Annotated in this window: 17 protein-coding genes; 7 read left to right on the top strand and 10 right to left on the bottom strand. The window is 64.5% G+C overall.

All coding sequences use genetic code 11. From position 1 onward, the window contains the following. The first annotated feature begins 365 nt into the window (after window positions 1-365). Window positions 366-2,453: a putative bifunctional diguanylate cyclase/phosphodiesterase gene (locus tag BLV04_RS17725; protein WP_175534683.1), complete on the top strand. Its 2,088-nt coding sequence runs from the start codon at window positions 366-368 to the stop codon at window positions 2,451-2,453. A 36-nt stretch (window positions 2,454-2,489) separates the two neighbouring features. Here the strand turns inward: BLV04_RS17725 and hisG are convergent, their stop codons facing one another. After that, window positions 2,490-3,362, bottom strand: a complete 873-nt coding sequence (gene hisG, locus BLV04_RS17720) for an ATP phosphoribosyltransferase (RefSeq protein WP_093035301.1) — start codon at window positions 3,360-3,362, stop codon at window positions 2,490-2,492. Window positions 3,363-3,580: 218 nt separating this feature from the next. On the opposite strand from hisG, the gene BLV04_RS17715 reads away from it, so the two are divergent. The 4 genes from BLV04_RS17715 (at window position 3,581) to BLV04_RS17700 (ending at window position 7,955) form a co-directional block, all read left to right on the top strand. Next, a complete protein-coding gene (locus BLV04_RS17715) occupies window positions 3,581-4,231 on the top strand; it encodes a hypothetical protein (RefSeq protein WP_093035299.1) in 651 nt (216 codons plus the stop codon). A gap of 56 nt (window positions 4,232-4,287) precedes the next feature. Then, a complete protein-coding gene (locus BLV04_RS17710) occupies window positions 4,288-5,715 on the top strand; it encodes a hypothetical protein (protein ID WP_093035296.1) in 1,428 nt (475 codons plus the stop codon). Between the two features lie 50 nt (window positions 5,716-5,765). Beyond that, a complete protein-coding gene (locus BLV04_RS17705; protein WP_245731938.1) occupies window positions 5,766-6,947 on the top strand; it encodes an AI-2E family transporter in 1,182 nt (393 codons plus the stop codon). A 90-nt stretch (window positions 6,948-7,037) separates the two neighbouring features. Beyond that, window positions 7,038-7,955, top strand: a complete 918-nt coding sequence (locus BLV04_RS17700; RefSeq protein WP_093035293.1) for a patatin-like phospholipase family protein — start codon at window positions 7,038-7,040, stop codon at window positions 7,953-7,955. 144 nt (window positions 7,956-8,099) lie between these two features. Here the strand turns inward: BLV04_RS17700 and BLV04_RS17695 are convergent, their stop codons facing one another. The 5 genes from BLV04_RS17695 to BLV04_RS17675 form a co-directional block, all read right to left on the bottom strand. Continuing rightward, window positions 8,100-8,489 carry a hypothetical protein gene (locus tag BLV04_RS17695; protein WP_093035290.1) on the bottom strand — a complete coding sequence of 130 codons (390 nt, stop codon included), beginning with the start codon at window positions 8,487-8,489 and terminating at the stop codon, window positions 8,100-8,102. Window positions 8,490-8,563: 74 nt separating this feature from the next. Then, a complete protein-coding gene (locus BLV04_RS17690; RefSeq protein WP_245731937.1) occupies window positions 8,564-11,425 on the bottom strand; it encodes a DNA methyltransferase in 2,862 nt (953 codons plus the stop codon). 211 nt (window positions 11,426-11,636) lie between these two features. Further along, on the bottom strand, window positions 11,637-11,921 hold the full coding sequence (locus BLV04_RS17685; protein ID WP_371828652.1) for a HigA family addiction module antitoxin: 285 nt from the start codon (window positions 11,919-11,921) through the stop codon (window positions 11,637-11,639). Between the two features lie 111 nt (window positions 11,922-12,032). Further along, entirely contained in the window at window positions 12,033-12,317 is a 285-nt protein-coding gene (locus tag BLV04_RS17680) for a type II toxin-antitoxin system RelE/ParE family toxin (protein WP_093035281.1), read from the bottom strand. Between the two features lie 60 nt (window positions 12,318-12,377). Then, a complete protein-coding gene (locus tag BLV04_RS17675) occupies window positions 12,378-12,842 on the bottom strand; it encodes an Lrp/AsnC family transcriptional regulator (RefSeq protein WP_093035278.1) in 465 nt (154 codons plus the stop codon). Window positions 12,843-13,288: 446 nt separating this feature from the next. Between BLV04_RS17675 and leuA the strand changes: the two genes are divergently transcribed. Beyond that, on the top strand, window positions 13,289-14,956 hold the full coding sequence (gene leuA / locus BLV04_RS17670; RefSeq protein ID WP_093035274.1) for a 2-isopropylmalate synthase: 1,668 nt from the start codon (window positions 13,289-13,291) through the stop codon (window positions 14,954-14,956). Window positions 14,957-15,069: 113 nt separating this feature from the next. Further along, window positions 15,070-18,402 carry an SNF2-related protein gene (locus BLV04_RS17665; RefSeq protein ID WP_093035271.1) on the top strand — a complete coding sequence of 1,111 codons (3,333 nt, stop codon included), beginning with the start codon at window positions 15,070-15,072 and terminating at the stop codon, window positions 18,400-18,402. 3 nt (window positions 18,403-18,405) lie between these two features. Here BLV04_RS17665 and BLV04_RS17660 read toward each other — a convergent pair whose 3' ends face one another. From BLV04_RS17660 to BLV04_RS17645, 4 genes are all read right to left on the bottom strand, one after another. After that, window positions 18,406-19,410, bottom strand: coding sequence for a TIGR00341 family protein (locus BLV04_RS17660; protein ID WP_093035268.1), 1,005 nt, complete (start codon window positions 19,408-19,410; stop codon window positions 18,406-18,408). Between the two features lie 10 nt (window positions 19,411-19,420). Continuing rightward, complete coding sequence (locus tag BLV04_RS17655; protein WP_093035265.1) at window positions 19,421-19,864, bottom strand: hypothetical protein; 444 nt, start codon at window positions 19,862-19,864, stop codon at window positions 19,421-19,423. Window positions 19,865-20,068: 204 nt separating this feature from the next. Beyond that, on the bottom strand, window positions 20,069-20,263 hold the full coding sequence (locus BLV04_RS17650; protein ID WP_093035262.1) for a hypothetical protein: 195 nt from the start codon (window positions 20,261-20,263) through the stop codon (window positions 20,069-20,071). Between the two features lie 368 nt (window positions 20,264-20,631). Beyond that, on the bottom strand, window positions 20,632-21,552 hold the full coding sequence (locus BLV04_RS17645; RefSeq protein WP_093035259.1) for a LysR substrate-binding domain-containing protein: 921 nt from the start codon (window positions 21,550-21,552) through the stop codon (window positions 20,632-20,634). Window positions 21,553-21,829: the final 277 nt, after the last annotated feature.

Raw genomic sequence — 21,829 nt, 5'->3', positions numbered from 1 at the left:
AACTCACTATCGCGCTGCCAACGTCGCTGAATGAGATTCAAAAGCCGGCTGCTATAAGGAGCTGGTTGTAGGCTTTGACGCGATCGTCCTTGGTCCGAGGGGCCCGGATCCCGTTGTACGCTCGGCGGGGCTTGGCTGGAGGCTCGGTCGCGTCTATGGCATCTTTCGAGGATGGCTCGGATCGTGTTTTCCTGATGTGGAAACCGATGCGCGGTCTTGCGCTGTCCCGGGCCATCGGCGAGCATAGCCGAGAGTCTGGCTCGGGCTTACGATTTGGCCTTCGAGCCGAGGGCGTTTCAGCGGCCGCTGTCCGGAGTCCAATATTCAGGGGGAAACGTGATGTGGCCCGACCGGGAGGGAGATCATTGAGCAGGCGCGTTTCGGGGATCCGACAACGCCTGTCGGCGGAAGAGATCGGGGAGCCCGAGTTCTTCCGGCGCATGATCGCGGCCAGCGCCGACCGTTTTGCCTATCTCGATCGAGATCTCACGTATCGTGCCGTAAATCCGGCTTACCTGATGTCCTGGGGATTGAAGCCCGAGCAGGTGATCGGTCGCCGCGTCGATGAGGTCTTGGATCGGGACCTCTATGCGGAGGTGATCTTGCCGCGCTTGGAGGCGTGCCTTGCCGGACACACAGTCGTGTACGAGGCCCAGCTCCCGCGGCGAGGTGTGCGGGTCGGCTGGGGAGAGGTGACCTACATCCCTTGGCTGGACCGGGTCGGGAGGGTCGAGGGGATCGTGGTCTGCGTGCACGATATCACGGCCCGGCACGCGGCGAGCAATTCGCTCAGCCGTCTCGGGGAGATCGTCGAGAAGGCGCAGACCGAGGTCTACGTCTTCGATCCCGAGCACTTGTACTTCGAGCAGGTCAATCAGGGTGCCCGGACCAACCTGGGGTTCGACATGAACGAGCTGACCGTGATGACCCCTTTGGATCTGATGCCCGATTACGACCCGCAAACCTTCTCGCGGTTGCTCGAGCCGCTCCGCCGAGGCAGCAAGAGCCAGGTTATCGTGGAGACGCGGCATCGGCGCAAGGACGGAACCTGCTATCCCGCCGAGATCCGCCTGCAGCTCCTCGGCACGGAGCCGCGCTTTGTTGCCTGGGTGATGGATACGACGGAGCGCCGGCGTGCCGAGGAGGCGATCAAGCATCTTGCGTTCATGGATCCGCTCACTGCGCTGCCCAACCGAAGGCTCCTGATGGATCGCTTGGAACGCGCCATCGCGGCGAGCCGACGCAGCCATCGCCAGGGCGCCCTGATCTTCATCGATCTGGACGATTTCAAGACGCTCAACGATACCCTCGGACATGACCAAGGCGACCGCTTGCTGCGTCAGGTCGCCAAACGTCTCTCCTCCTGTTTGCGTGAATCAGACACCCTCGCCCGGCTCGGCGGCGACGAGTTCGTCGTGATGTTGGAGCGTCTGAGCCGTAAGACGGAGGATGCCGCAGCCCAGGCGGAGATCCTCGCGAACAAGCTGCTGATGGCATTGCGCGAGCCTTGCGGGCTTGAGTATCGGGAGTATCGGTGCTCGGCGAGCATCGGTGTCACGCTGTTCGGTCCGCGGGCGGTCAGCGTCGAGGAGCTGATGAAGCAGGCGGACTTGGCGATGTACCGGGCGAAGGCTTCGGGACGGGATACCCTGCGTTTCTTCGACCCGGCGATGCAGGCCGAGGTGAGCGCCCGCGCCGCGCTCGCGGCGAATCTTCGTCGGGGCCTGCAGCACGGTGAGTTCCTCCTCCACTACCAGATGCAGGTCGATGCGGACGGTCGAATGACGGGTGCGGAAGGACTCCTGCGCTGGCAACACCCGCAACGCGGGCTGCTCGAGCCCGCTGCCTTCATCCGTCTCGCCGAGGAGACCGCAACGATCCTGCCCCTTGGTCGGCAGGTTCTGGACATGGCCTGCGCGCAGTTGGCGACCTGGTCGGAACGACCCGAAACCGCCGACCTCATCCTGGCGGTCAATATCAGTGCACTCCAGTTTCACCACCCGGATTTCGTCGATCAGGTTCTTGCCGCCGTGGATCATCGAGGATGTGATCCCAACCGACTGAAACTGGAGATCACCGAGAACCTCTTGCGGGACGACCGCGACGGCACGATCGCGAAGATGTCGGCGCTGAAGGCGCGGGGCATCAGCTTTGCGCTGGACGACTTCGGAACCGGCTATTCCTCTCTGACCGATCTCGGGCGGCTGCCGTTGAAGGAGCTCAAGATCGATCGCTCCTTCGTGCAGGATCTCGTGACCAACGAGAGGGATGCGGCGATCGCACGCACCATCATCGCCCTGGGGGACACGCTCGATCTGGATGTCATTGCCGAGGGGGTCGAGACCGAGGCCCAACGCGACTGGCTCGCCGGACACGGCTGCCATGCCTTTCAGGGTTACCTGTTCGGCCGGCCGGGTCCGGCTGCGACATCCGCACCACGGCTCGATGCGTGAAATGCCCCGGAGGTCCGGCGTTGCCCGGCGGCCGACCTAGACCATCTTGTTCAGCCTGTACTCGAGGATCCCCTGCGCACCGGCCGCGCTGAGCTTCGGGACGAGATCCCGCACCGAGGCGGCATCGACGATGGTCTCGAGCGCCAGCCATTGGCGGTCGTAGAGATGGCTGACCGTCGGCGCGTGCAGACTCGGCAGCAGCGCGACCACGGCGTCCAGGCACTCGGCCGGGACGTTGCATTTGAGCGCGACCTTGTGGCGAGCCCGCAGCGCCGCTTGAAGCATCAAGGCGATCTGCTCGATCTTGGCCCGCCGCGAGGGATCCTGCATCGCCTGCGGGTTGGCGATCAACCGCGTCTCGGTGATCAGCAGATCCTCGACGATGCGCAGTCCGTGGGCGCGAATGGTGCTGCCCGTCTCGGTGATCTCCACCACGGCGTCGACCAGCCCCTCGACGACCTTGGCCTCGGTGGCGCCCCAGGAGAACTCGACGGCCGCCTCGATCCCGCGCTCGGCGAGATAGCGCTTGGTGAAGCCGACCAGCTCGGTGGCGATCTTCTTCCCGGCTAGGTCCTCGATCCGCTGGATCGGCGAGTCCTGAGGCACCACCAAGACCCAACGGCTCGGGCGGTTGGAGACCTTGGAATAGGTGAGGGTGCAGATCTGCTCGACCTCGGCTTGGGATTCCAGAATCCAATCCAGCCCGGTCAGCCCGAGATCCAGCGCGCCGCGCTCGACGTAGGGGGCCATCTCCTGGGCGCGGATCAGGGCGCAGCGGATATCCGGATCGTCGATATCCGGGTAGTAGTTGCGCGCGTGCGCCGTGATGTTCCAGCCGGCTTGAGCAAACAGCTCGATGGTGGCCTCTTCCAAGCTTCCCTTCGGGATGCCGAGCTTCAATAGGGGCATGCGTACTCCGGTCGATGTCGTCGGTGCGGGCTCGCTATTATGCTCCAAATCAAACACCGGGAGCGCTTGCCTAATCGGCTGCGACGGCCTATTCCTAAAGCGACAAACGGCGAAGACCCGGAACCGGGAGGCGGTCGGGACGTGAATATTCCAAGGGGTCGCGATCCTGCGGCGCGTCGTCTCGGCCTTCGTGCCGGTCGGGAGGCAGCTGTTCCGCGATGAATCGACGACGCGATCTTGCACTCGCCGTCGGGGCGATCTTCTTTGCGATCTTCGCCGTGACCGCGCTGATCCTTGTCATCCTGGGCATACCGGGGCGCCAGGCGGAGCAGCTCGGCGCTCCCGCGCCTCGGCCGACACGGCAGACGGAATGGACGCCGTCCCTCACTGCACCGGATCCATACACGCCGCCGACGGGTTGGTCCGAGGATCGAGCGTTTCGGTACGGGTCGGAACAGGATCGAGGCTCGGTGCTCGATGGCTATCGCTTCCGCCCGCTTGACGAGCGTGAGGTGAAGCGGTTCGGGTGGCGGACGGATGCGCTCGACGACCGATCGACGGCGGCATCGGGCCGCGACGATCGGGCTTCAGACGGCCCCGTCTTCCGTCAAGACAGCGGCTTGCCGGATGGCTTCACGTCGGATCGGGGCGAGACGCCCTATCGTTTTCGCCCGATCGAGCCTCGGGGATCCCCGCCCGATCCTTGGCGTCCGATGCAGGATCAAGGCTCGCCGCGGGGCTTCACCGATCCCCGGCTTTTCGAGCCGCCGCCGCAATGGGGGGCGACACCACCCTTGCTGCCGCCGCCCTGGCCGGATCTGTATCCGAATCTCGTCCCGCAAAAGGATCATCGACTCACGGTACGATAGCGGGGTCGTCATCCACCCCGGTTTCCCGATCGCCCCATCGGAGTCGCGTTGATCCCATGCCGAGAGTCCAAGCGGTCGCCGCCGCGAGCCCATCCGAGCGCGTCGCCTCGGTTCCCGACGTCTGTGCCCTGTCGGGCCGGCACGCGCTGAATCTCGGTCTCGCGCTCGTCGTCTTTGCCTTTGTCCCGGGCGCGCTGCTCGGCCTGCCGCTCTTCGGCGACGGGGCCTATTACTTCTTCAAGGTCGCGCTCGACGGGGTTCCGCTCGTTCCCAATCTGCGTGTCGGTGCGGTTCTTCCGCAGATCCCGGCCCTGGCGGCGAGCTGGCTGATCGAGGATGCTCGGCTGCTGCGCCATATCTTCTCCTTCGCGTACGGCGGCCTTCCGGCGGCATCGCTGCTGCTGTGTTGGCTGGTGGCCCGCAAACGTGCGCCCGAGCTTGTCCTCTTGCCGTTGCTGTTCATGGTTGCCAACCAGATCAATTTCTCGGCGGTGTCCGAGCTGTTGGTCAGCCTGTATCTCGCCTGGCCGTTCGTGCTCCTGGCGGCGCTCGCGCCGCACCGACGTCCGACCTGGATGTACGGCGCAGCCTTGGCTCCGCTGCTGTTGGTGCTTCATCCGCTGAACTTCGCGCTGGCCGGGCTCTTAAGTCTCGTCGCGGTGTCGAGGGAAGGGACCGGTGGGCCGAGCAGGCGCATCTGGGTCCGGCTTGCCCTGGCCTTCGGGGTTTCCGCCCTGCTGCGCCTGGTCTGGACCCTGATCGGCGCCAACGACTACGAGCGTTCGGTGACCGAGCCCGACTCGGTTGCCCGCTACCTGCTCCCCGACACGCTGTCGCAAGGCGTCTTGTTGACCTGGGTCGTGGTATTGGCCCTGTTGGTGGCCCTGCGGCTCGTCGTCGGCGAGGGCCGCCGAGGTGGCGTCGAGCGACTGCTGTGGCCGGGCTTTCTCCTGTTGCCGATCGTGGGCATCCTGGTCGCCGCCGACATCCTTGCCGGCGAAGGGATCAAGTTGAAGGCCGCGCTCACCTTTCCGATCGCGCTGCTCTTGATGGGGCTCGCGGTCGCGATCGCCGGGCGTCCCTCGGCCGTTGCGGATGCTCGCGGAATCCGTTTGCTCGGCCGGCTCGTGCTCGTCGGCGCGCTGACCGTTACACTGATCGCGACCGCCAAGTCCGCCGCCTGGTGGACGGCCACCCGCGGTCTGATGAACGCCACGGCCAGTGCCGAGACGACCTGCCTGCCGTTCGGCCCCGAGGAGCCCTACGCGCTGCAATGGCCTTGGATGGCGATTATCGACGACTGGGCAACCCCGATGAATGCCCTGGTGTTCCGCGCCCCTTGGGCGATCCCGCTGCTGTTGCCCGGAGAAGGTTGCCGTCGATTGGAGCAGACCGGTCAGGCTCGGCTGTCCACGTGGATTCGGCGACCCGCCGCGCAGCTCGAGGCCACCTTCGGACCTCTGCGCAGCATCGGAAGCCCCTGAGGACGAATCAGGCATTGCACCTCCGCTTTCCAATGGATGAGTGAGTTTTTATGAATCAAGATCTTGTCAATAAATGGGTCGTCATCCTGCTGGCGCTCGGGATCTCCGCGCTCTTTCTCGCGATGATCCAGCAGTTTCTGATGGCGCTCTTTCTCGCCGGGCTCTTCAGTGCGATGGCGCGGCCCTTGTTCCTATGGCTACAGTCGCGTCTGCGCGGCAGCCCGAGTCTGGCGTCGCTCACGACGCTTCTCGTGGTGGCCGTGGTCGTTTTGATCCCGCTGTCGTTGCTGATCGCGGTCGTGGTGGCCCAAGCGCTCGATGTCACCCAGACCTTCGTGCCCTGGCTCAAGGAGCGGCTCGCCGATCCGGATGCCTTCCTCGAAGGCATGCGCCGTCTCCCGTTCTACGAGGATCTGCTGCCCCTGCGCTCGATCCTGATCGAACGTGCCGGGGAGGCCGCCACCATCGCCAGCAAGTTCATCGTCGGAGGTCTCTCGTCGCTCACGATGGGCACCCTGAACCTCTTCTTCATGGCGTTCGTGATGCTCTACAGCATGTATTTCCTGCAGATCGACGGACAGAAGCTGATCAACAAGATCCTCTATTACCTGCCGCTGAAGAGTGCGGACGAGCGGGTCTTGCTGCAGAAGTTCACCTCGGTCACCCGTGCCACGCTCAAGGGAACGCTCCTGATCGGGCTCTTGCAGGGCGGACTCGCCGGGATTGCCTTCGCCATCGCGGGGATCGAGAACGCGGTGTTTTGGGGCACCGTCATGGTGGTTTTATCGATTATTCCGGCCGTCGGCTCGGCGCTCGTCTGGGTGCCTGCGTGCATCGTGCTGGCCGTGCAGGGGCAGGTGGGAAGCGCGATCGGGCTGGCTGTCTTCTGCGCCCTGGTCGTCGGCAGTCTCGACAACGTGCTGCGGCCCATCCTGGTGGGACGCGATACCAAGATGCACGAGCTGATGATCTTTCTGAGCACGCTCGGCGGCATCTTCATGTTCGGCTTCAACGGGCTCTTTATCGGGCCGCTGATCGCCTCGCTCTTCATCTCGATCTGGGAGGTCTACGGGGTCGAGCTCGCCGATTTCCTGCCCGATGTCGACGCGGTCCTGGACGACCTGGGCAACACCGCAGAGAAGAGCGGGCCGAAGCCGGTGGTCGATCCCGGTATCGATCCCGATGTCGACCTGGGGGTCGAGTCGCGCGAGGCCCCGAGTCGTGGACCTTGACGCCCTCGTGGCGCCTTTGCGCAACCGATTGCGCAACCCGCGTCGGGCTCCATTCCGAGACGCATCCGACATCGATGGAGGACGCAGCGGTTGACCACGCAACAGCGACCACGCGAAACGCTTTCCTTGGCTCTCGGCAGCGGCGGCGCGCGTGGTCTTGCCCATATCGGCATCATCGAGTGTTTGACCGCCCGCGGCTATCGAATCACCTCCATCAGCGGCGCATCCATGGGTGCCTTGGTCGGCGGCATCTATGCCGCCGGCGAGCTGGATGCGTACAAGCGGTGGGTCTGTGCGCTGAGCCTGGGCGATGTTCTGAGGTTCGTCGATTTCGCCTTCAGCGGGGCCGGTCTGCTCAAAGGCGATCGCATCATCGAGACCTTGCGCTCGATGGTCGGCGATCATGCGATCGAAGACCTGCCGATCAGCTTCACCGCCGTCGCAACCGACATCGACCGACAACGCGAGGTTTGGATCTCGCAGGGTCCGCTCTTCGACGCCGTCCGTGCCTCGATCGCCGTGCCCGGCATCTTCACGCCTTACACCTATCGCGGCCTGACGCTCGTCGACGGCGGACTGCTCAACCCGGTGCCGATTGCTCCGACCTTCCGCGACTTCACCGATCTGACCGTGGCGGTCAATCTCAATGCCGAGATCTCGGCGCCGACCGGTGTCGAGCGGATCCGAGATCCCGCAGCGCCGTCGGAGCCGGCAAGCGAGGAATCGCCGACGGACCTCGGTTATCAGGAGCGGATCCGGCAGTTTTTCGATGCGATCGGCGAGACCTTGGGAGGACGCGACGACAAGCAGCTCGGGGTGTTCGATCTCACGCTCCGCTCGTTCGAGACCATGCAGAACGCGATCGCGGCGGTCAAGCTCGCCGCCTATCGTCCGGATGTGGTGATCGAGGTCCCGCGCGACGCCTGCGCCGCGCACGAGTTTCATCGGGCACGCGAGCTGATCGAGCTGGGGCACCGGCTGGCGGAGGAGGCGATGGCGGGGCGATGAATCGACGCCGGAGCTTCAATCCGGGGCATGTCCAACCCGCGAGTCCGAGGGAAAGAACCCGACGAACGAGGCCGACTCGCGGCGACCAGGGAGGTGGTGCGTCCCTGCACCGGCGGAGAGCGGGCTGCGGGTCTATATCAGGGCTCAGTGCGCGGTCGCTGTGATGGCCTCTTCACGCGTGTAGAACCGACCGTCGCGGATGAATCCGGAGACGATTCCCTGACGGATGGCGGTCACATGACCTTCATGATCCCGGTCGAGGATCCAGGACACGGGCAGGCCGTCGAGCAGATGCACCGGCGCCGGGGTTCCGTCTGCAAAGCGCGACAGCACCGCCTCGCCGCTCGCACCGTCGAGGTAACCGGGGCGAAATCCGAACGATCCGTTGTTCTGGCTGACGCCTCTGGTCCGCGCGTAAAGGACGTTTTCGTTTCGAAGTGACGCTTCCGTCAGAGCCCCGTGGAGCCGGCGTGCGCGTTCCTGATCCTGTGTCGTCCCTGTCGTCGTCTGGGCTTGAATGTGTAGATCGTTCATGGGTTTCTCCTCGCCTCTGATCGATGAGGCTTTCGCTGGAGATTCAAGCATTCGGCGTGCCGGGCGTGCGGGATTCATTCGGCGACGGCTGGTTCGGGCGGTGTTCGATCGCGGTGGATATCCGGATCCGCCGACCGCTTCAGATTCAGCGCCAGCAACCGCGCGAGGATCTCATCGTCGGGCATGTCCGGTGCGTAGTCCGACCACCCATAGGCAGTGGCAACCGCGGCATCGAGCGTCTTGTGCGCATTGTCGAGCCAAGCAGGACGCGCGTTGTAGAGGTTGGTCAGGGTGCGCTTCTTCAGCTCCGCAGCATGCTCGGGCTTGGGGATGATCCGGTCCGGGTAACCCTGCACGACTTCAGGCACGCGATCGACCCACTCGGGAGGATTCAGCCAATTCTCGCGGAGCTGGTTCAGGCGGAGGGCCACTTCGGCGATCGTCAGCGCGACCGCGCGCAGCTCGTGGGAGACGCTCGGGAGGATGACCCCGGTGTCCAGGGTCTCGGTCGGGCCGGCCGTGTCGGCGGGCGTCAGGCCCTCGGGGAAGGGAAAGGTCTCGAAGGTTGTGGTCGGGGTGTAGCGCGGTCGATCCTCAAGACTGGTCCCTAGTCGCAGCGACCAGAGTTCATGGAATCGCGATTGGAGGATGCCGAAGGTGGTGTTGTCCGATCGGGCGATGACGATCAGTTGCTGATCTGGAAGCACTCTGGTATCGAACCACACGAACATCCGATGTTTAGCGGTCATTGGTGTTGCGATTACGCGACTGTATTCGCGCGTTGCCGATCTCAATCCGGGCCGCGCTTCCTCGTGAATCCACCAACGTCTTCGGGTTCGCTCTCTTCTGACAGTGTCTCTGTAAGGCTTAACTTGGGCCATGAGATAAGCGAAAGGCGCCTCGTAAAGGGCGGCTTCGGCCTCCGGCATGTTCACCCCGAAGTCGATTATCCAGGTATCCGTAGCGCGGCCAGTGACATCTTTGCCGTTCAACCAGGGCTTGATCACGTCGCTGTTGGGTCGGCCGTGAGGATTCGGAAGCAGAAGCCATGCCCTCGCGATGCTCCCGCCAATGTCGAAATCACCGTACTTCTTGGTTCCCTGAAAAGCGATTCGATTATCGATAAGCCTTGAAGCCAGTGAAAGGTTGGCGGAATTGATGCCATTGAATTGGGTGATCCCCTGGAGGTGCCGATTGATCTCGCCGACGACTTGACCATCCAGTTTCGGCTGCCGAGTCAACTCACGAACACCAAATGCCACAAGTGATACGCGGACTGCAGCTCCCTCGTTGACCCAAGGCTCATCCGACCAAGCGTTGAAGATGGTTCCTGTTTGAATAATTCGATCTAGAACTCCCCGATTACTCGGCTGACGGATGCTGTTGGTCGCGACCAAGCCCGCGCACTTCGCCTGGCCCGCCTCGATCTGCGCCCGCGCCTTCTCGAACCAGTAGGTGACGAGATCCGCGCCGCCCGGCACGCGCCCGCCGAAGAGTTTGTTCAAAGTCTCGAAGTAGGCATCCCCTAGAATCGACCGCTTCTTGCTGCCACCCAGGAACGGCGGATTCCCTACGATGGCATCCGCATCGGGCCACTCCGGCTCGGTCCCGTCTGCATTCACGATGGCGTCGCGCTGCTGGATGGTGTCGAGCGGCTTCAGGATGGGATTCTTCGAAAGCGAGAATCCATGACCGAGCATCCACTGAATCTCGCCGATCCAGATGGTGACCCGTGCCAGCTCCGCCGCGTAGGGATTCAGCTCGATCCCGAGCACGTTCTCGGGTCCGACCATCGGAAAGCCGCGGGGCAAGCCAAGGCCCTCGGCTTCGAGCAACACCAGATGCTCCAGATCCTTCAGCCCAAGCAGCGAGAGCAGGAGGAAGTTGCCGGACCCGCACGCCGGATCGAGCACGCGAAACCGCCGTAGGCGCTCCAGGAAGGTTTGCAGGAGGGTCTGAGCCTGACCCTTGGCCCGCGTGCTGGCCGCCGTGGACTTGGCAGCCTTGGCCTTGTCCATGATGGCTGCGATGGGATCGCGCAGCCCCGTCCACTCGTCCCGCAAGGGATCCAGGACAACCGGATCGACGATCCGCATGATCGAGGGCTCGTCGGTGTAGTGGGCGCCGAGCTGGGCGCGCTTGTCCGGGTCGAGCCCGCGCTCGAACAGGGTGCCGAAGATGGACGGCTGAATCGCCGACCAATCGAGCCCGGCCAGCGCCAGGAGCTGTTGAAGATCGGTCTTCTCCAGGGGTAGGGCATCGCGCGCGGTGAACAGACCGCCGTTGAACCAATCGATCCGTTTGTAGTTGACTCGCCCGCCGCTGGCCATTGCCCCGAACAGCTCTTCGAGCATCCCTTGCGCGCTGTCAGGCTCGTCGATCCCGGCTTCAAGCAGTTGCGAGAAGAACTTGTCCGGCAGAAGCCCGATATCCTCGGCGAACAGACAGAAGAGCACCTGGTGGCTGAAGTGCGCGACCCGCAGCGGATCATGGCCGCGCGAGCGCCACACCTGCGCGAGATCGCCGAGCTTGCCGGCCGCTGCCTCGGTGAGCTCGGCACGCGTCTGGCGCGGGCGCAGCTGGTCGGGATCCGTGAAGGCCCATTTGAGGAGCCGCCGCTTGGCATGATCGCGCAGGTCTTCGAGCGTCAGCTCGTGAATCACCGGAACCAGGCCGGTGAAGGCGGTATGGATGCGGATTGTCTGGATGTCCGAGACAATCAGCAGCGGGGGATACTCCAGCGACGGGGTGTAGATCTGGAGCTGTTTGAAGGCTTCGTCGAGATCTCGGCCAGGCCCCTTGTACTCCCAACCGAAGTGCTTGCGCTTCCAGACGTCGGCCCAGCCGTCTCCTCCGCCGGCCTTCTTTGCGCCCTTCTCGAACGCGTACCAGATACCGCTCGGATCCGCTTCGACCGGCGCCTTCTCTCCGAGCATCTGGCACAAGTCATTGAAGTGCGATTGAGAGGACGCTCTCTCGGTCAAGGTGACCCCTTTCCACCGTGAGATGAATTCGTCTGGTGACATACCCGCTCCTTGTTGATGTCTCTGACGGCTTGTCCCGAGGCGGCGTGACCGCCGCTTCGACAACCGCCACGTGCGTGGCCGCTTGGGTTGCGTCCGCGCAAGGCAGACGTTTGCCTCGCCATCAAGCCGCTCGAGGAGTGACCTCGGCTGAAACGGTTGCTCCAACTGTCCGTTTCGCGATCTCCAACTCGTAATTCTGCTGGAGGTTCAGCCAGGACTGAGGGGTCGTGCTGAAGTAACGGGCAAGCCGGAGTGCCGTGTCGGCGGTGATCGAACGAGTGCCGTTCAGGATCGCGGTGATCCGATTGGGCGGGACACGCAACGCTTTGGCCAGGGCATTCGCCGATAGACCCAGTGGTTCCATGAAGTCCTCGCGCAGGATTTCGCCCGGCGTGATCGGAGGCATGAGGTCGGCGCCGTCGGCGATGTCGGAGAAGTCGATCTCGTCCAGGTGTTCTCTTCGTATGCTCATGTCGGTCTTGAACAGGCTGATTGCGCGGGAATGTTGCCGGCGTGCTCAGTGATAGTCAGTCACCTCGACATCATAGGCATCGTGGTCTTGCCAGCGGAAGCAAAGACGCCATTGGTCGTTGATGCGGATGCTCCACTGACCTTCTCGGTCGCCACGTAACGACGGCTCCAGGCGGTTCGAGGGCGGAATCCGCAGGAAGTCGAGTGTGTCCGCCGCATCCAAAGCTTGGAGCTTGGCATAGGCGCGGCGATGGATATCGGGCGGGAACCGGCGCACGCGACGACCGCAAAAGAGGGCGGCCGTAGCCTTGTCAGCAAAGCTTTTGATCACCCGACCGAGGATAGTACGCGTTACGTTTGACGTAAAGCCCGGACGTACATCACCTCGCCCTCAATTCAGCGGGAGACTGGCACGCTCCACCACACGCCGCAGAACAAAGCTTGAGTGCACGCCGGTCACCCCCTCGATGCGGGTGATCTTGTTGAGCAGCAGGTCCTGGTAGGCATCCATGTCGCGCACGACGACCTTGAGCTGGTAGTCGGCATCGCGTCCGGTGATCAAGAGACATTCCTGCACCTCGGGGATTGCCGCAACGGCGGCGTCGAAGCGCTCGAAACGCTCCGGGGTGTGCTTGTCCATCGAGATGCTCAGGAGCGCCATGAGGTTGAGCCCGAGCGTCTTGGCGTCGAGCAGGGCCGCATAGCCGCGGATGATGCCGGACTCTTCGAGTGCTCGGACGCGTCGCAGACAGGGCGAGGGCGAGAGGCCGATGCGGTCGGCCAGCTCCTGATTGCTGATGCGTCCGTCGTGTTGCAGCTCCTCGAGGATCCGGCGGTCGTAACGGTCCAGCTTCATTGCGGTTGCTCCGTTCGGTGTGTCTTCCGGGGTGGCGATTTCTAATCTGCCTTAAAATCCATAAAAAATCGCAGATCCTTGCGTAGATACTCAGATTTAGAGGCATTTTTGCAATCATCTGCGTGCCTGTCGAGCCTATTCTTTCCCCGTCGGCCAACCAGCCGCGACTCGGGCAAGGGCTCACGAGGCACCTGCCCACCAGGCTCCAGGTCCTTACCGGGACGTGAGCAGCCAAGTCCCCTACCGGGGCACGGCAAACCGGTTCCGCCCCGCCGTTCGCTCGGCGCGGGCGTGAACGATCATCTGTCGGGGATCGCTATCGGCTATCGGCTATCGGCGATGATCTTTGATTTGACGGCGTTTCATCGAACGCCTTGATTCTTCTGGCGGCTGGCGGCTGGCGGCTGGCGGCTGGCGGCAGCCCACTAAAAACTCCGGAGAACAACATGACCCGTTTTGACCCCCGAAAGTATCGTCGCGGTCCGGTGGTGGATCTGCCGAACCGCCGCTGGCCGAGCCGTGTCGTCGAGCAGGCTCCGATCTGGGCGAGTGTGGATCTGCGCGACGGCAACCAGGCGCTGTTGGAGCCGATGGGGGTCGCCCAGAAGCGTCGTCTTTGGGCACTGCTGGTGAAGCTCGGCTTCAAGGAGATCGAGATCGGCTTCCCTGCTGCGAGCCAGCCGGACTTTGACTTCGTGCGCTGGTTGATCGAGGAGGACAAGATCCCCGAGGACGTGACCGTTCAGGTCTTGGTCCAGGCGCGCGAGGATCTGATCCGTCGCACCTTCGATGCCCTGGACGCTGCCCCGCGAGCGATCGTGCATCTCTACAACTCGACCTCCCCGGTTCAGCGTGACTGGGTGTTCGGCCAGGATCGTGCGGGCGTGAAGGCGATCGCCCGTCAGGGTGCCGAGTGGGTCCTGCGCGAGGCGCAGCGACGGCCCGCGACACGCTGGACCTTCCAGTACTCGCCCGAGAGCTTCACGGCCACCGAGCCGGACTATGCGGTCGAGGTCTGCGAGGCGGTGCTGGACGTCTGGCAGCCGACCCCGCAACGGCCGTGCATCGTCAATCTGCCCGCGACGGTCGAGGTCGCGAGCCCGAATGTCTTCGCCGACCAGGTCGAATATTTCGCGACGCATATCTCGCGGCGCGACGCGATCGTCCTGTCGGTGCATACCCACAACGATCGCGGTGGCGCGGCTGCGGCGGCGGAGCTGGCCCTCTTGGCCGGCGCGGATCGGGTCGAGGGGACCCTGCTCGGCAACGGCGAGCGCACCGGCAACCTGGACATCGTGACCCTGGCGATGAACCTGTACAGCCAGGGCATCGATCCGGGTTTGGATTTGAGCGACCCGGACGAGATCGTTCGGGTGGTGGAGGAATGCACCGGCACGGCGCTGCATCCGCGCCACCCATGGGTAGGCGAGTTGGTCTATACCGCCTTCTCGGGAAGTCATCAGGATGCCATCCGCAAGAGTCTGATGCGCCAGGATCCAGAAGAGCCCTGGCAGGTCGCCTATTTGCCGATCGACCCGCGTGACCTGGGCCGCAGCTATCAGGCGGTGATCCGGGTCAACAGCCAGTCCGGGAAGGGCGGCGTCGCCTTCGTCATGGAGCGCGACTTCGGGCTCACGCTGCCCCGCTGGATGCAGGTCGAGCTGGCCCGTTTGGTCCAGGCGCAGAGCGAGCGTCGCGGCGGAGAGATGGATGCCGAGAGTATCCACCGCATCTTTATGGACCATTTCGTCGTCGATCAAAGCCCGGTCCGGCTGCTCGGTTATCGGCTCGATCGCAACGGGCACGATGTCATCGAGGCCCGCATCGCGGGACCGGATGGCGAGCAGCGGCTGCGCGGTGAAGGGGAGGGCGCGATGGCGGCCTTCGTCGATGCCTGGTCGCGCTGGAGCGGCCAGCCGGTGCGCATCCTGGATTATCAGGAGCATGCGATCGGCGAGGGGACGGACGCCGAGGCGATCGCCTACGTCCAGCTTGAGCTCGGATCGCAGCGGATTGCCGGTGCTGCCATCCATCGGGACACGGTGGCCGCCTCGCTGGGCGCCGTCCTGTCGGCGTTGAATCGCGGCGAGGTCCGACAGGCGCGCGCGGCTTAGCCGGTGCACGTGCGAGGGGAGGTCGAGCGTCCGCGTCTGCGCGGTGCGCCTTCCACTCCCCTCTGCGAGGTTGTAGTCTCGCCGCTTTCTCGCCGTAACCCTCAAGATACGTGATGCCTTCTGCGCCACTGCTCCTCGATCCCGACACCCTGAAACATGCGATTCCGCCGACCTACCTGGAGCGGGGCAGACGCTATCTCCGAGAGCGGCGCGTGCTGAGCGTGGATCAGGATACCGCGCGCGGACGTGTGACGGGGCGGGTGCGGGGCTCCGCAGGGCAGATCTATCAGTGCATCGTGCAGCTCGGCGAGCACGCCGACGGCTCCGTGATGGTGGTCGGACAGTGCTCCTGTCCGGTGGGGTACAACTGCAAGCATGTTGCCGCGGTCTTGTTGTCGCTCGGCGCTCGGCCGGCCGGCGGCGCGGCGCCGGGCGCGGCATCGGGCGGAGCGCCTGTCTTGCCGCATCCATTGAGCACCTGGCTCGATCAGGTCGAGCGCGCCACCGCCAGCCCGAGCGAGGAGGCTCACCGGCTTGTCTATATCCTCGATCTCGAAGAGGTTTACGGGACAACGCGTACGACGGTGCGTGCCGCGAAGGTGCGCCTCCTGCTCACCGGCGACTACGGCAAGCCGCAGGATTTCAACATCCTCGGTCAATCCCGTGCCGGATTCGTCGCTCCGGAGGATCAACGCATCATGGCGTTGGTTGCGGTCGGGCGGGGCGGCGGCACCGGAACCTCGGCACGGCTCGACGACCTGACTGGCGCGGACGTCATGCAGGCCATTGCCCGGACCGGGCGAGGCTATTTTCGGACCACCGACGGCCCGGCGCTCAGAGACGCCGGGCCGCTGGACGGACGGCTGGTTTGGCGTCTCGGAGAGGACGCGCAATTTCGCGTGGTCCTGGAGTCCGATCGGCAGGGTCTGTTGCTGTTGCCGATGACTCCGCCCTGGTATCTGGATCCGCAGAGCGGCGATTGCGGGCCGCTGCGAACCGGGCTCGCCGACCGCGAGGCCGGTGCCTTGGCCGCAGCGCCGGCGGTTGCGCCGGAGACGGCGGATGCGTTGGCCGAGGTCGCACGGGACCGCTTCAAAGGTCGCTCGGTTCACTTGCCCCCGCGGCCCGAGCGGCGGCGCCGCGGCGCGGAGAGGCCCGTTCCCCGTTTGCGCCTGCGCAGTGTCGACCTGGCGGCGAGCAGCGTGGGCCGCTACTGGGGCATCCAACGTCCGCCCGAGTGGGCACATCATGCCGTGCTCGATTTCGACTACGGCGGCACCTCGGTCGATCCCCGCGACCGGGCCCCCGCGCTGCGCCGCGTCGAGCAGGGCGTGCTCGTCGAGATCGAGCGTGACCCGGAGGCCGAGCGGGCGGCGCTCGGCCTGCTCGAGAGGTTGGGTTTCCGACGCGCCACGGAGGCTTCGGATGCGGATGGCCTCTGGCTCGAGCGCGTCGATCCCGAGACCTGGCTGGATTTCATGCAGGATGCGTTGGCGGATCTGGTCGCGCAGGGCTGGCGGATCGAGATCGGCGAGGGTTTCCACTTTCGGATCGCCGAGATCGGCGATTGGGAGATGGACATCGCCGAGGGCGAGGGCGGCAACTGGCTCGACTTGGGATTGGGCGTGGAGGTCGACGGACAGCGCGTCGATCTGCTCCCGCTGCTGGTGGAGCTCATCGGGCGCTATCAGGTGGACCTCTCCACACGGACGCTCGCCGCGATGGACGCGCAGACGCGCCTGCAGCTGCGTCTGCCCGACGGGCGGCTGATCCTGATGCCGGTGGAGCGTCTGCGGCCCATCCTCTCGACCTTGATCGAGCTGTACGACCCCGAGGGTCCGCTGGGATCCCATGGGAGCAAGGGCCGCTTGCGTCTGTCGCGTGTCCATGCCGCGCAGCTCGCTGAGCTGGAGGCGGCGGCTCCGGCGCTGCGCTGGCGGGGCGGGGATGCGGTGCGCGAATGGGGTCGGCGGCTGCGTGACTTCCAAGGGCTGGAGACGATCGCGCCGCCGGAAGGATTGACCGTCGAGCTTCGACCCTATCAGCGCCAAGGGCTCGATTGGCTGCAGTTTTTACGCGAATACGGGCTCGGCGGTGTCCTTGCCGACGACATGGGTCTCGGCAAGACGGTGCAGACCCTGGCGCATCTCTTGGTCGAGAAGGAGAGCGGGCGAGCCGATCGCCCCAGCTTGGTGATCGCGCCGACGAGTCTCCTCTTCAACTGGCGTCGCGAGGCCGAGCGTTTCGCCCCGGCGCTGCGTGTTCTGTCGCTGCATGGCTCGACACGCCACACGCGGTTTGCGTCGATCCCGGATCATGACCTGGTGTTGACGAGCTACCCGCTGCTGCCGCGTGATCTGGACGCACTCGCGGAGCAGGATTTCCACCTGTTGATCCTCGACGAAGCCCAGAACATCAAGAATCCGCGCAGCAAGGCCGCTCAGGCAGCCCGCGGTTTGAACGCGCGCCATCGGCTCTGCCTGACCGGCACGCCGATGGAGAACCACCTCGGCGAGCTGTGGTCGCTGCTCGACTTCCTGATGCCCGAGCTGCTCGGCGACGAGCGCCGTTTTCGGCGGCTGTTTCGAGTTCCGATCGAGCGCCATGGCGACGATGTGCGCCAGGACGAGCTGCGTCGGCGGGTCGCCCCCTTCCTGTTGCGTCGCACCAAGGAAACGGTCGCCGCCGAGCTGCCGCCCAAGAGCGAGATCATCCGCGAGGTTCCGCTCGCGGATGATCAGCGCGATCTCTACGAGACCTTGCGCTTGGCCTTGCATGAGAAGGTCCGCGAGGAAGTGGCCCGCAAGGGTCTTGCGCGCAGCGGGATCATCATCCTGGACGCACTGCTGAAGCTACGCCAGGTGTGCTGCGATCCGCGTCTGGTGTCGCTCGAGAGTGCGCGCCGGGTCAAAGGTTCCGCCAAGTTGGATCTGCTGATGACCCTGCTGCCCGAGCTGCTCGAAGAGGGGCGGCGCGTGCTGCTCTTCTCGCAGTTCACGAGCATGTTGGCGCTGATCGAGGAGGAGCTGATGAAACGCGGACTGCGCGAGGATCAGGACTTCGTGAAGCTGACCGGACGCACCCGCAATCGCGACCGTCCGGTCGATCGCTTCCAGGCCGAGGAGGTCCCCCTGTTCCTGATCAGCCTCAAGGCGGGCGGGACCGGGCTGAATCTCACCGCCGCGGACACCGTGATCCACTACGACCCTTGGTGGAACCCCGCGGCCGAGCGTCAGGCGACCGACCGCGCACACCGCATCGGTCAGGACAAGCCGGTGTTCGTCTACAAGCTCTTGACCGAGGGGACCGTCGAGCAGCGGGTCGCGGACCTGCAAGCGCGCAAACAGGCGCTTGCGGACGCCATGTTGGCCGGAGGCGGCGCGGCATCCGGCGTCTTGAGCCCGGCCGATCTGGATCTCTTGTTCGCACCTCTCAGCGACGATTGAGCATTACCAGGGGATGTGCCAACCGGTGGCGCGGATCAGGATGACGCCGATCAGCAGTGCAAGCAGGATCGCCCAGAGCGAGAGATAGATGGCGTTGGATTGTTTCGCCCGGTTGCGATCCGTCCAGGAGCGCGGTCGTACCCCTTTGAGCAGGAAGACGACCTTCGCCGAGAGCAGAACGCAGACGATGTTGACGATCAGCAGCAGAAAGGCGCCGAGCGCCTCTTCCCACCGTCCCGCGCCCAACATCATCCCCATGGTGGCGGTCGGCGGGAGCAGGGCGACGGCGACCATGACGCCGACCAGGGTGGAGGACAAGCCGGTCGTGAGCGAGAGGACCGCTGCGGCACCCGAGGCCAGTCCCAAGACGACGCCGCCGAGATCGACATCCGTGCGGGACAGGATCTCGGAGCTGTCGAACCCGATCGGCAGGACCAAGGCGATCGCGACCGAGATCAGCATCGACAGACCGATCCCTGCCCCGTTGGTCTTGAAGGCGCGCCAAGTCAGCTCCTTGTCGCCGAGCGATGTCGCGAACGCCAGCGCGATGTTGGGTCCGAGCAAGGGCGCAATAACCATCGCGCCGATGATGACCGCGACGTTGTTCTCGATCAGACCGATCGCGGCCACCAGGGTCGAGAGTGCCGTCAATACCACAAAATTGCTGTCGAGCTGGGCGCCCTTGGCGATCTGACTGTAGAGCTCCTCGCGGGTGGCTGCAACGGACTTGGCCTTATCCTTCTCGAGGTCCTTGTCGTCCTGTCCCTCGTGGGTCAAGACGGCGTCGATGGACTGAATGACGATGCGCGCGTTGTCGTTGGCCGTGAACAGATCCTGCAGCGAGTCGATCAGTGCTTGCCGGTGATCGTCGGAGACCAACATGCGGATGCTGCAGCGCCCGTCCTCTGCGTCGCCGCCCCACCAGAAATCCTCGGCGCCGTAGAACTTCGCCATGCCGGCGAGCGTTTTGGCGTGCTTGCGATCTGCAACGACTTCGACGATGCGCATGGGTCGGCACTCAGAAGACCGGGATCTGGGCGAACAGGACGAGGAGGATGATCGCCAGGATCCCGACAGCCGTCCAGATGCGGTTCGCCAAGCGACGGCGTTTGCATCGTTTCTCGATTTGAGCGAAGAAGCGTGGATCGGATTCGATCTCGGGCGCGAGGTAGAGGCGTCGATGGCCGAGATCGATTGCATCGACGGCGGCCGCCGCGGTCACGGGATCGGCTCGATAGAGGCCGGCCTCCGCATCGACCATACTGTGCCGAAGCGCTGTTTGAGCGTGCATTCGGGCGACGTGGAGTGCAGAGAAGAAGGCCGCATAACAAACACGAGGTCGGGACGGGTCGGTTGTCTCGATCTCCGCGGGGGAGGGTGCTTGCGGTGCACCGAGCACGCGCACGAGACCTGGTCGGTCGGCACGTGTCTCGACGATCAGATAACCCTCGAGCTCACCCATTGCGGGCCCCTTGAACCTTGACCCCGAGAGTGGATGCTTCGGCCGCGCATGCGTGGCTCGGGTATGATCTGCGCGCCGGATCCGGCGATCGGGCAAAGGCACGCCGCAGAAATAGCATGACATCCTTTTCGATCGGCATCGTTCGATCACGCGGCGCGTCCCTGTGCCGACAGGATCGGTGGCGCCCGCGGGTTGGATTTCGACTCAGGCCGCGCGGGCCGTGCGCTCGATTTCCCAGTTGCAACGGTCGATGAGAACCTTCAGCGATCTCGTGACCGCGATGTCGCTGCGTAGCTCGAACCGGTTGCCGTGCTCCCAGCAGTCGTTTGCAGCATCCGCGAGCAGCGGAAGTCCTTGACGACAGAGCTCCCAAAAGGCCAGTGATCGTTGTGTGCTCATGATGCGTGTCCCCTGACGATGGGTCGGAAGGCGGACGATGTCCACTTGCGTGGACAAACGCATACACCGTGCCACCCCGCCGAAGCCCCTGCCTACACAGAATCTGTTGCCGTCCTGCAACAAACCAAATCATACGATTTGTCGTTGATCCCACATGAAGTGTAGCGCATGTGGGCGGTTTTGTCGGCATCGCAACAATCATGGATCTTTTCCGCAACGCATCTAGGGACACCGCTGTGCGCCAAAGGTGCGTGCAACGTCGGGGTTTGCAATACACTCGGGCATCGAACGGCAACGAATTCGTCTGGAATCTCGGCGAAAGCACGCCGAGTCGGGCGGCAAGAAAGCGGTTGATGCCCTGATCGGGATCAGCCCAGCCGCCTTACCGTGTTCGGGAGGTTCTGGCGGATGACGTCGGCGAAGGCCTGCAGCGCCGCACGTCTGGGAAAGCTGCGCCGGTAGACCAGCGAGATGCGGCGGAACGCGTCCGGGAGATTGCCCAGCGGACGAGCGATGATGCCGGCGTCGGTCATCCAGGCCCCGCGGATCGCCAGCGCCGGGACCAGGGTGCAGCCGAAGCCGGCTCCGACGAGCTGCAGCAGTGTCTCCAGGCTCGCGGCGCGCAGATCCGCCATCTCGCCCTTGGTCGGCCGTTCCGCAAGACGGCAGACCTCCATGACCTGATGAGTCAGGCAGTGCCCGTCGGCCAGCAGCAGAAGGTCGACCTCTTCCAGGTCCTTTGCCGTGATCTCGTCCTTCTCGTATAGAGGATCGTTGCGCGGATGCGCGAGCCAGAAGGGCTCGTCGAACAGCGGCATCGTGTCTAGATCGGTATCGTCGACCGGCGTGGCGAGCAGCGCGGCGTCGATCTCGTGCCGCACGAGGCGCCCGAGGAGCAGATCCGTGATCTCCTCCGACAAGATCAACTTCAGGTTCGGGTAGGCGCGTTTCAGCGGCACCAAGACCTGCGGAATCAGGTACGGGCTGAGGGTCGGGATGGCCCCGATACGCAGCGGGCCGGCAAGCGGGTCTTGGTGAGCGCGCGCGACCTGCTCGATCGCCTGAGCCTGCTCCAAGGCGAGCCGCGCGTGCCCCAGGATGGCCTCGCCGACCGGCGTGATCTCGACCGAGCGGTTGGTCCGCTCGAAGATGACCACGTCGAGCTCGTCCTCGAGCTTCTTGATTTGCCCGCTCAAGGTCGGCTGACTCACGAAGCAGCGCTCCGCCGCACGCCCGAAGTGGCGTGTCTCGGCGACGGCGAGGATGTATTTGAGGTCTCGGAGGTTCACGCAGCGATGATACAGCGGCGGGGCGTTGGCCTCCAGCCTCCAGCCGCCTGCCTCCAGCCGCCTGCCTCCAGCTGTCAGCCGTCAGCCCTTGGCTTTCATGCCTCGGCTTCCGGCTTTCCGTTGTCAGTTCGGTTCGGTCGCGGTTTCCTGCTTGATCAGACTTAGGGAATGCCGGCATCCTCAAGCTGGAGGCTGGAGGCTGGAGGCTGGAGGCTGGAGGCTGGAGGCAGCCCCCGCTTGATTGCCCCCGGCCGATTCCCCACCTCCGCAATGACCT

Origin of the sequence: Thiocapsa roseopersicina (assembly GCF_900106925.1) — a bacterium.
Lineage (GTDB): Bacteria > Pseudomonadota > Gammaproteobacteria > Chromatiales > Chromatiaceae > Thiocapsa > Thiocapsa roseopersicina.
This window is presented reverse-complemented; position numbering and strand designations above follow the sequence as displayed.

What these genes read in the sequence shown, in the direction of transcription:
- hisG (WP_093035301.1), bottom strand. Translation starts at nt 3,362, where the DNA reads ATGCCCCTATTGAAGCTCGGCATCCCGAAGGGAAGCTTGGAAGAGGCC.
- BLV04_RS17715 (WP_093035299.1), top strand. Translation starts at nt 3,581, where the DNA reads ATGAATCGACGACGCGATCTTGCACTCGCCGTCGGGGCGATCTTCTTT.
- BLV04_RS17675 (WP_093035278.1), bottom strand. Translation starts at nt 12,842, where the DNA reads ATGAAGCTGGACCGTTACGACCGCCGGATCCTCGAGGAGCTGCAACAC.
- BLV04_RS17655 (WP_093035265.1), bottom strand. Translation starts at nt 19,864, where the DNA reads ATGGGTGAGCTCGAGGGTTATCTGATCGTCGAGACACGTGCCGACCGA.
- BLV04_RS17690 (WP_245731937.1), bottom strand. Translation starts at nt 11,425, where the DNA reads ATGCTCGGAGAGAAGGCGCCGGTCGAAGCGGATCCGAGCGGTATCTGG.
- BLV04_RS17650 (WP_093035262.1), bottom strand. Translation starts at nt 20,263, where the DNA reads ATGAGCACACAACGATCACTGGCCTTTTGGGAGCTCTGTCGTCAAGGA.
- leuA (WP_093035274.1), top strand. Translation starts at nt 13,289, where the DNA reads ATGACCCGTTTTGACCCCCGAAAGTATCGTCGCGGTCCGGTGGTGGAT.
- BLV04_RS17685 (WP_371828652.1), bottom strand. Translation starts at nt 11,921, where the DNA reads ATGCCTCCGATCACGCCGGGCGAAATCCTGCGCGAGGACTTCATGGAA.
- BLV04_RS17660 (WP_093035268.1), bottom strand. Translation starts at nt 19,410, where the DNA reads ATGCGCATCGTCGAAGTCGTTGCAGATCGCAAGCACGCCAAAACGCTC.
- BLV04_RS17665 (WP_093035271.1), top strand. Translation starts at nt 15,070, where the DNA reads ATGCCTTCTGCGCCACTGCTCCTCGATCCCGACACCCTGAAACATGCG.
- BLV04_RS17705 (WP_245731938.1), top strand. Translation starts at nt 5,766, where the DNA reads ATGAATCAAGATCTTGTCAATAAATGGGTCGTCATCCTGCTGGCGCTC.
- BLV04_RS17695 (WP_093035290.1), bottom strand. Translation starts at nt 8,489, where the DNA reads ATGAACGATCTACACATTCAAGCCCAGACGACGACAGGGACGACACAG.
- BLV04_RS17710 (WP_093035296.1), top strand. Translation starts at nt 4,288, where the DNA reads ATGCCGAGAGTCCAAGCGGTCGCCGCCGCGAGCCCATCCGAGCGCGTC.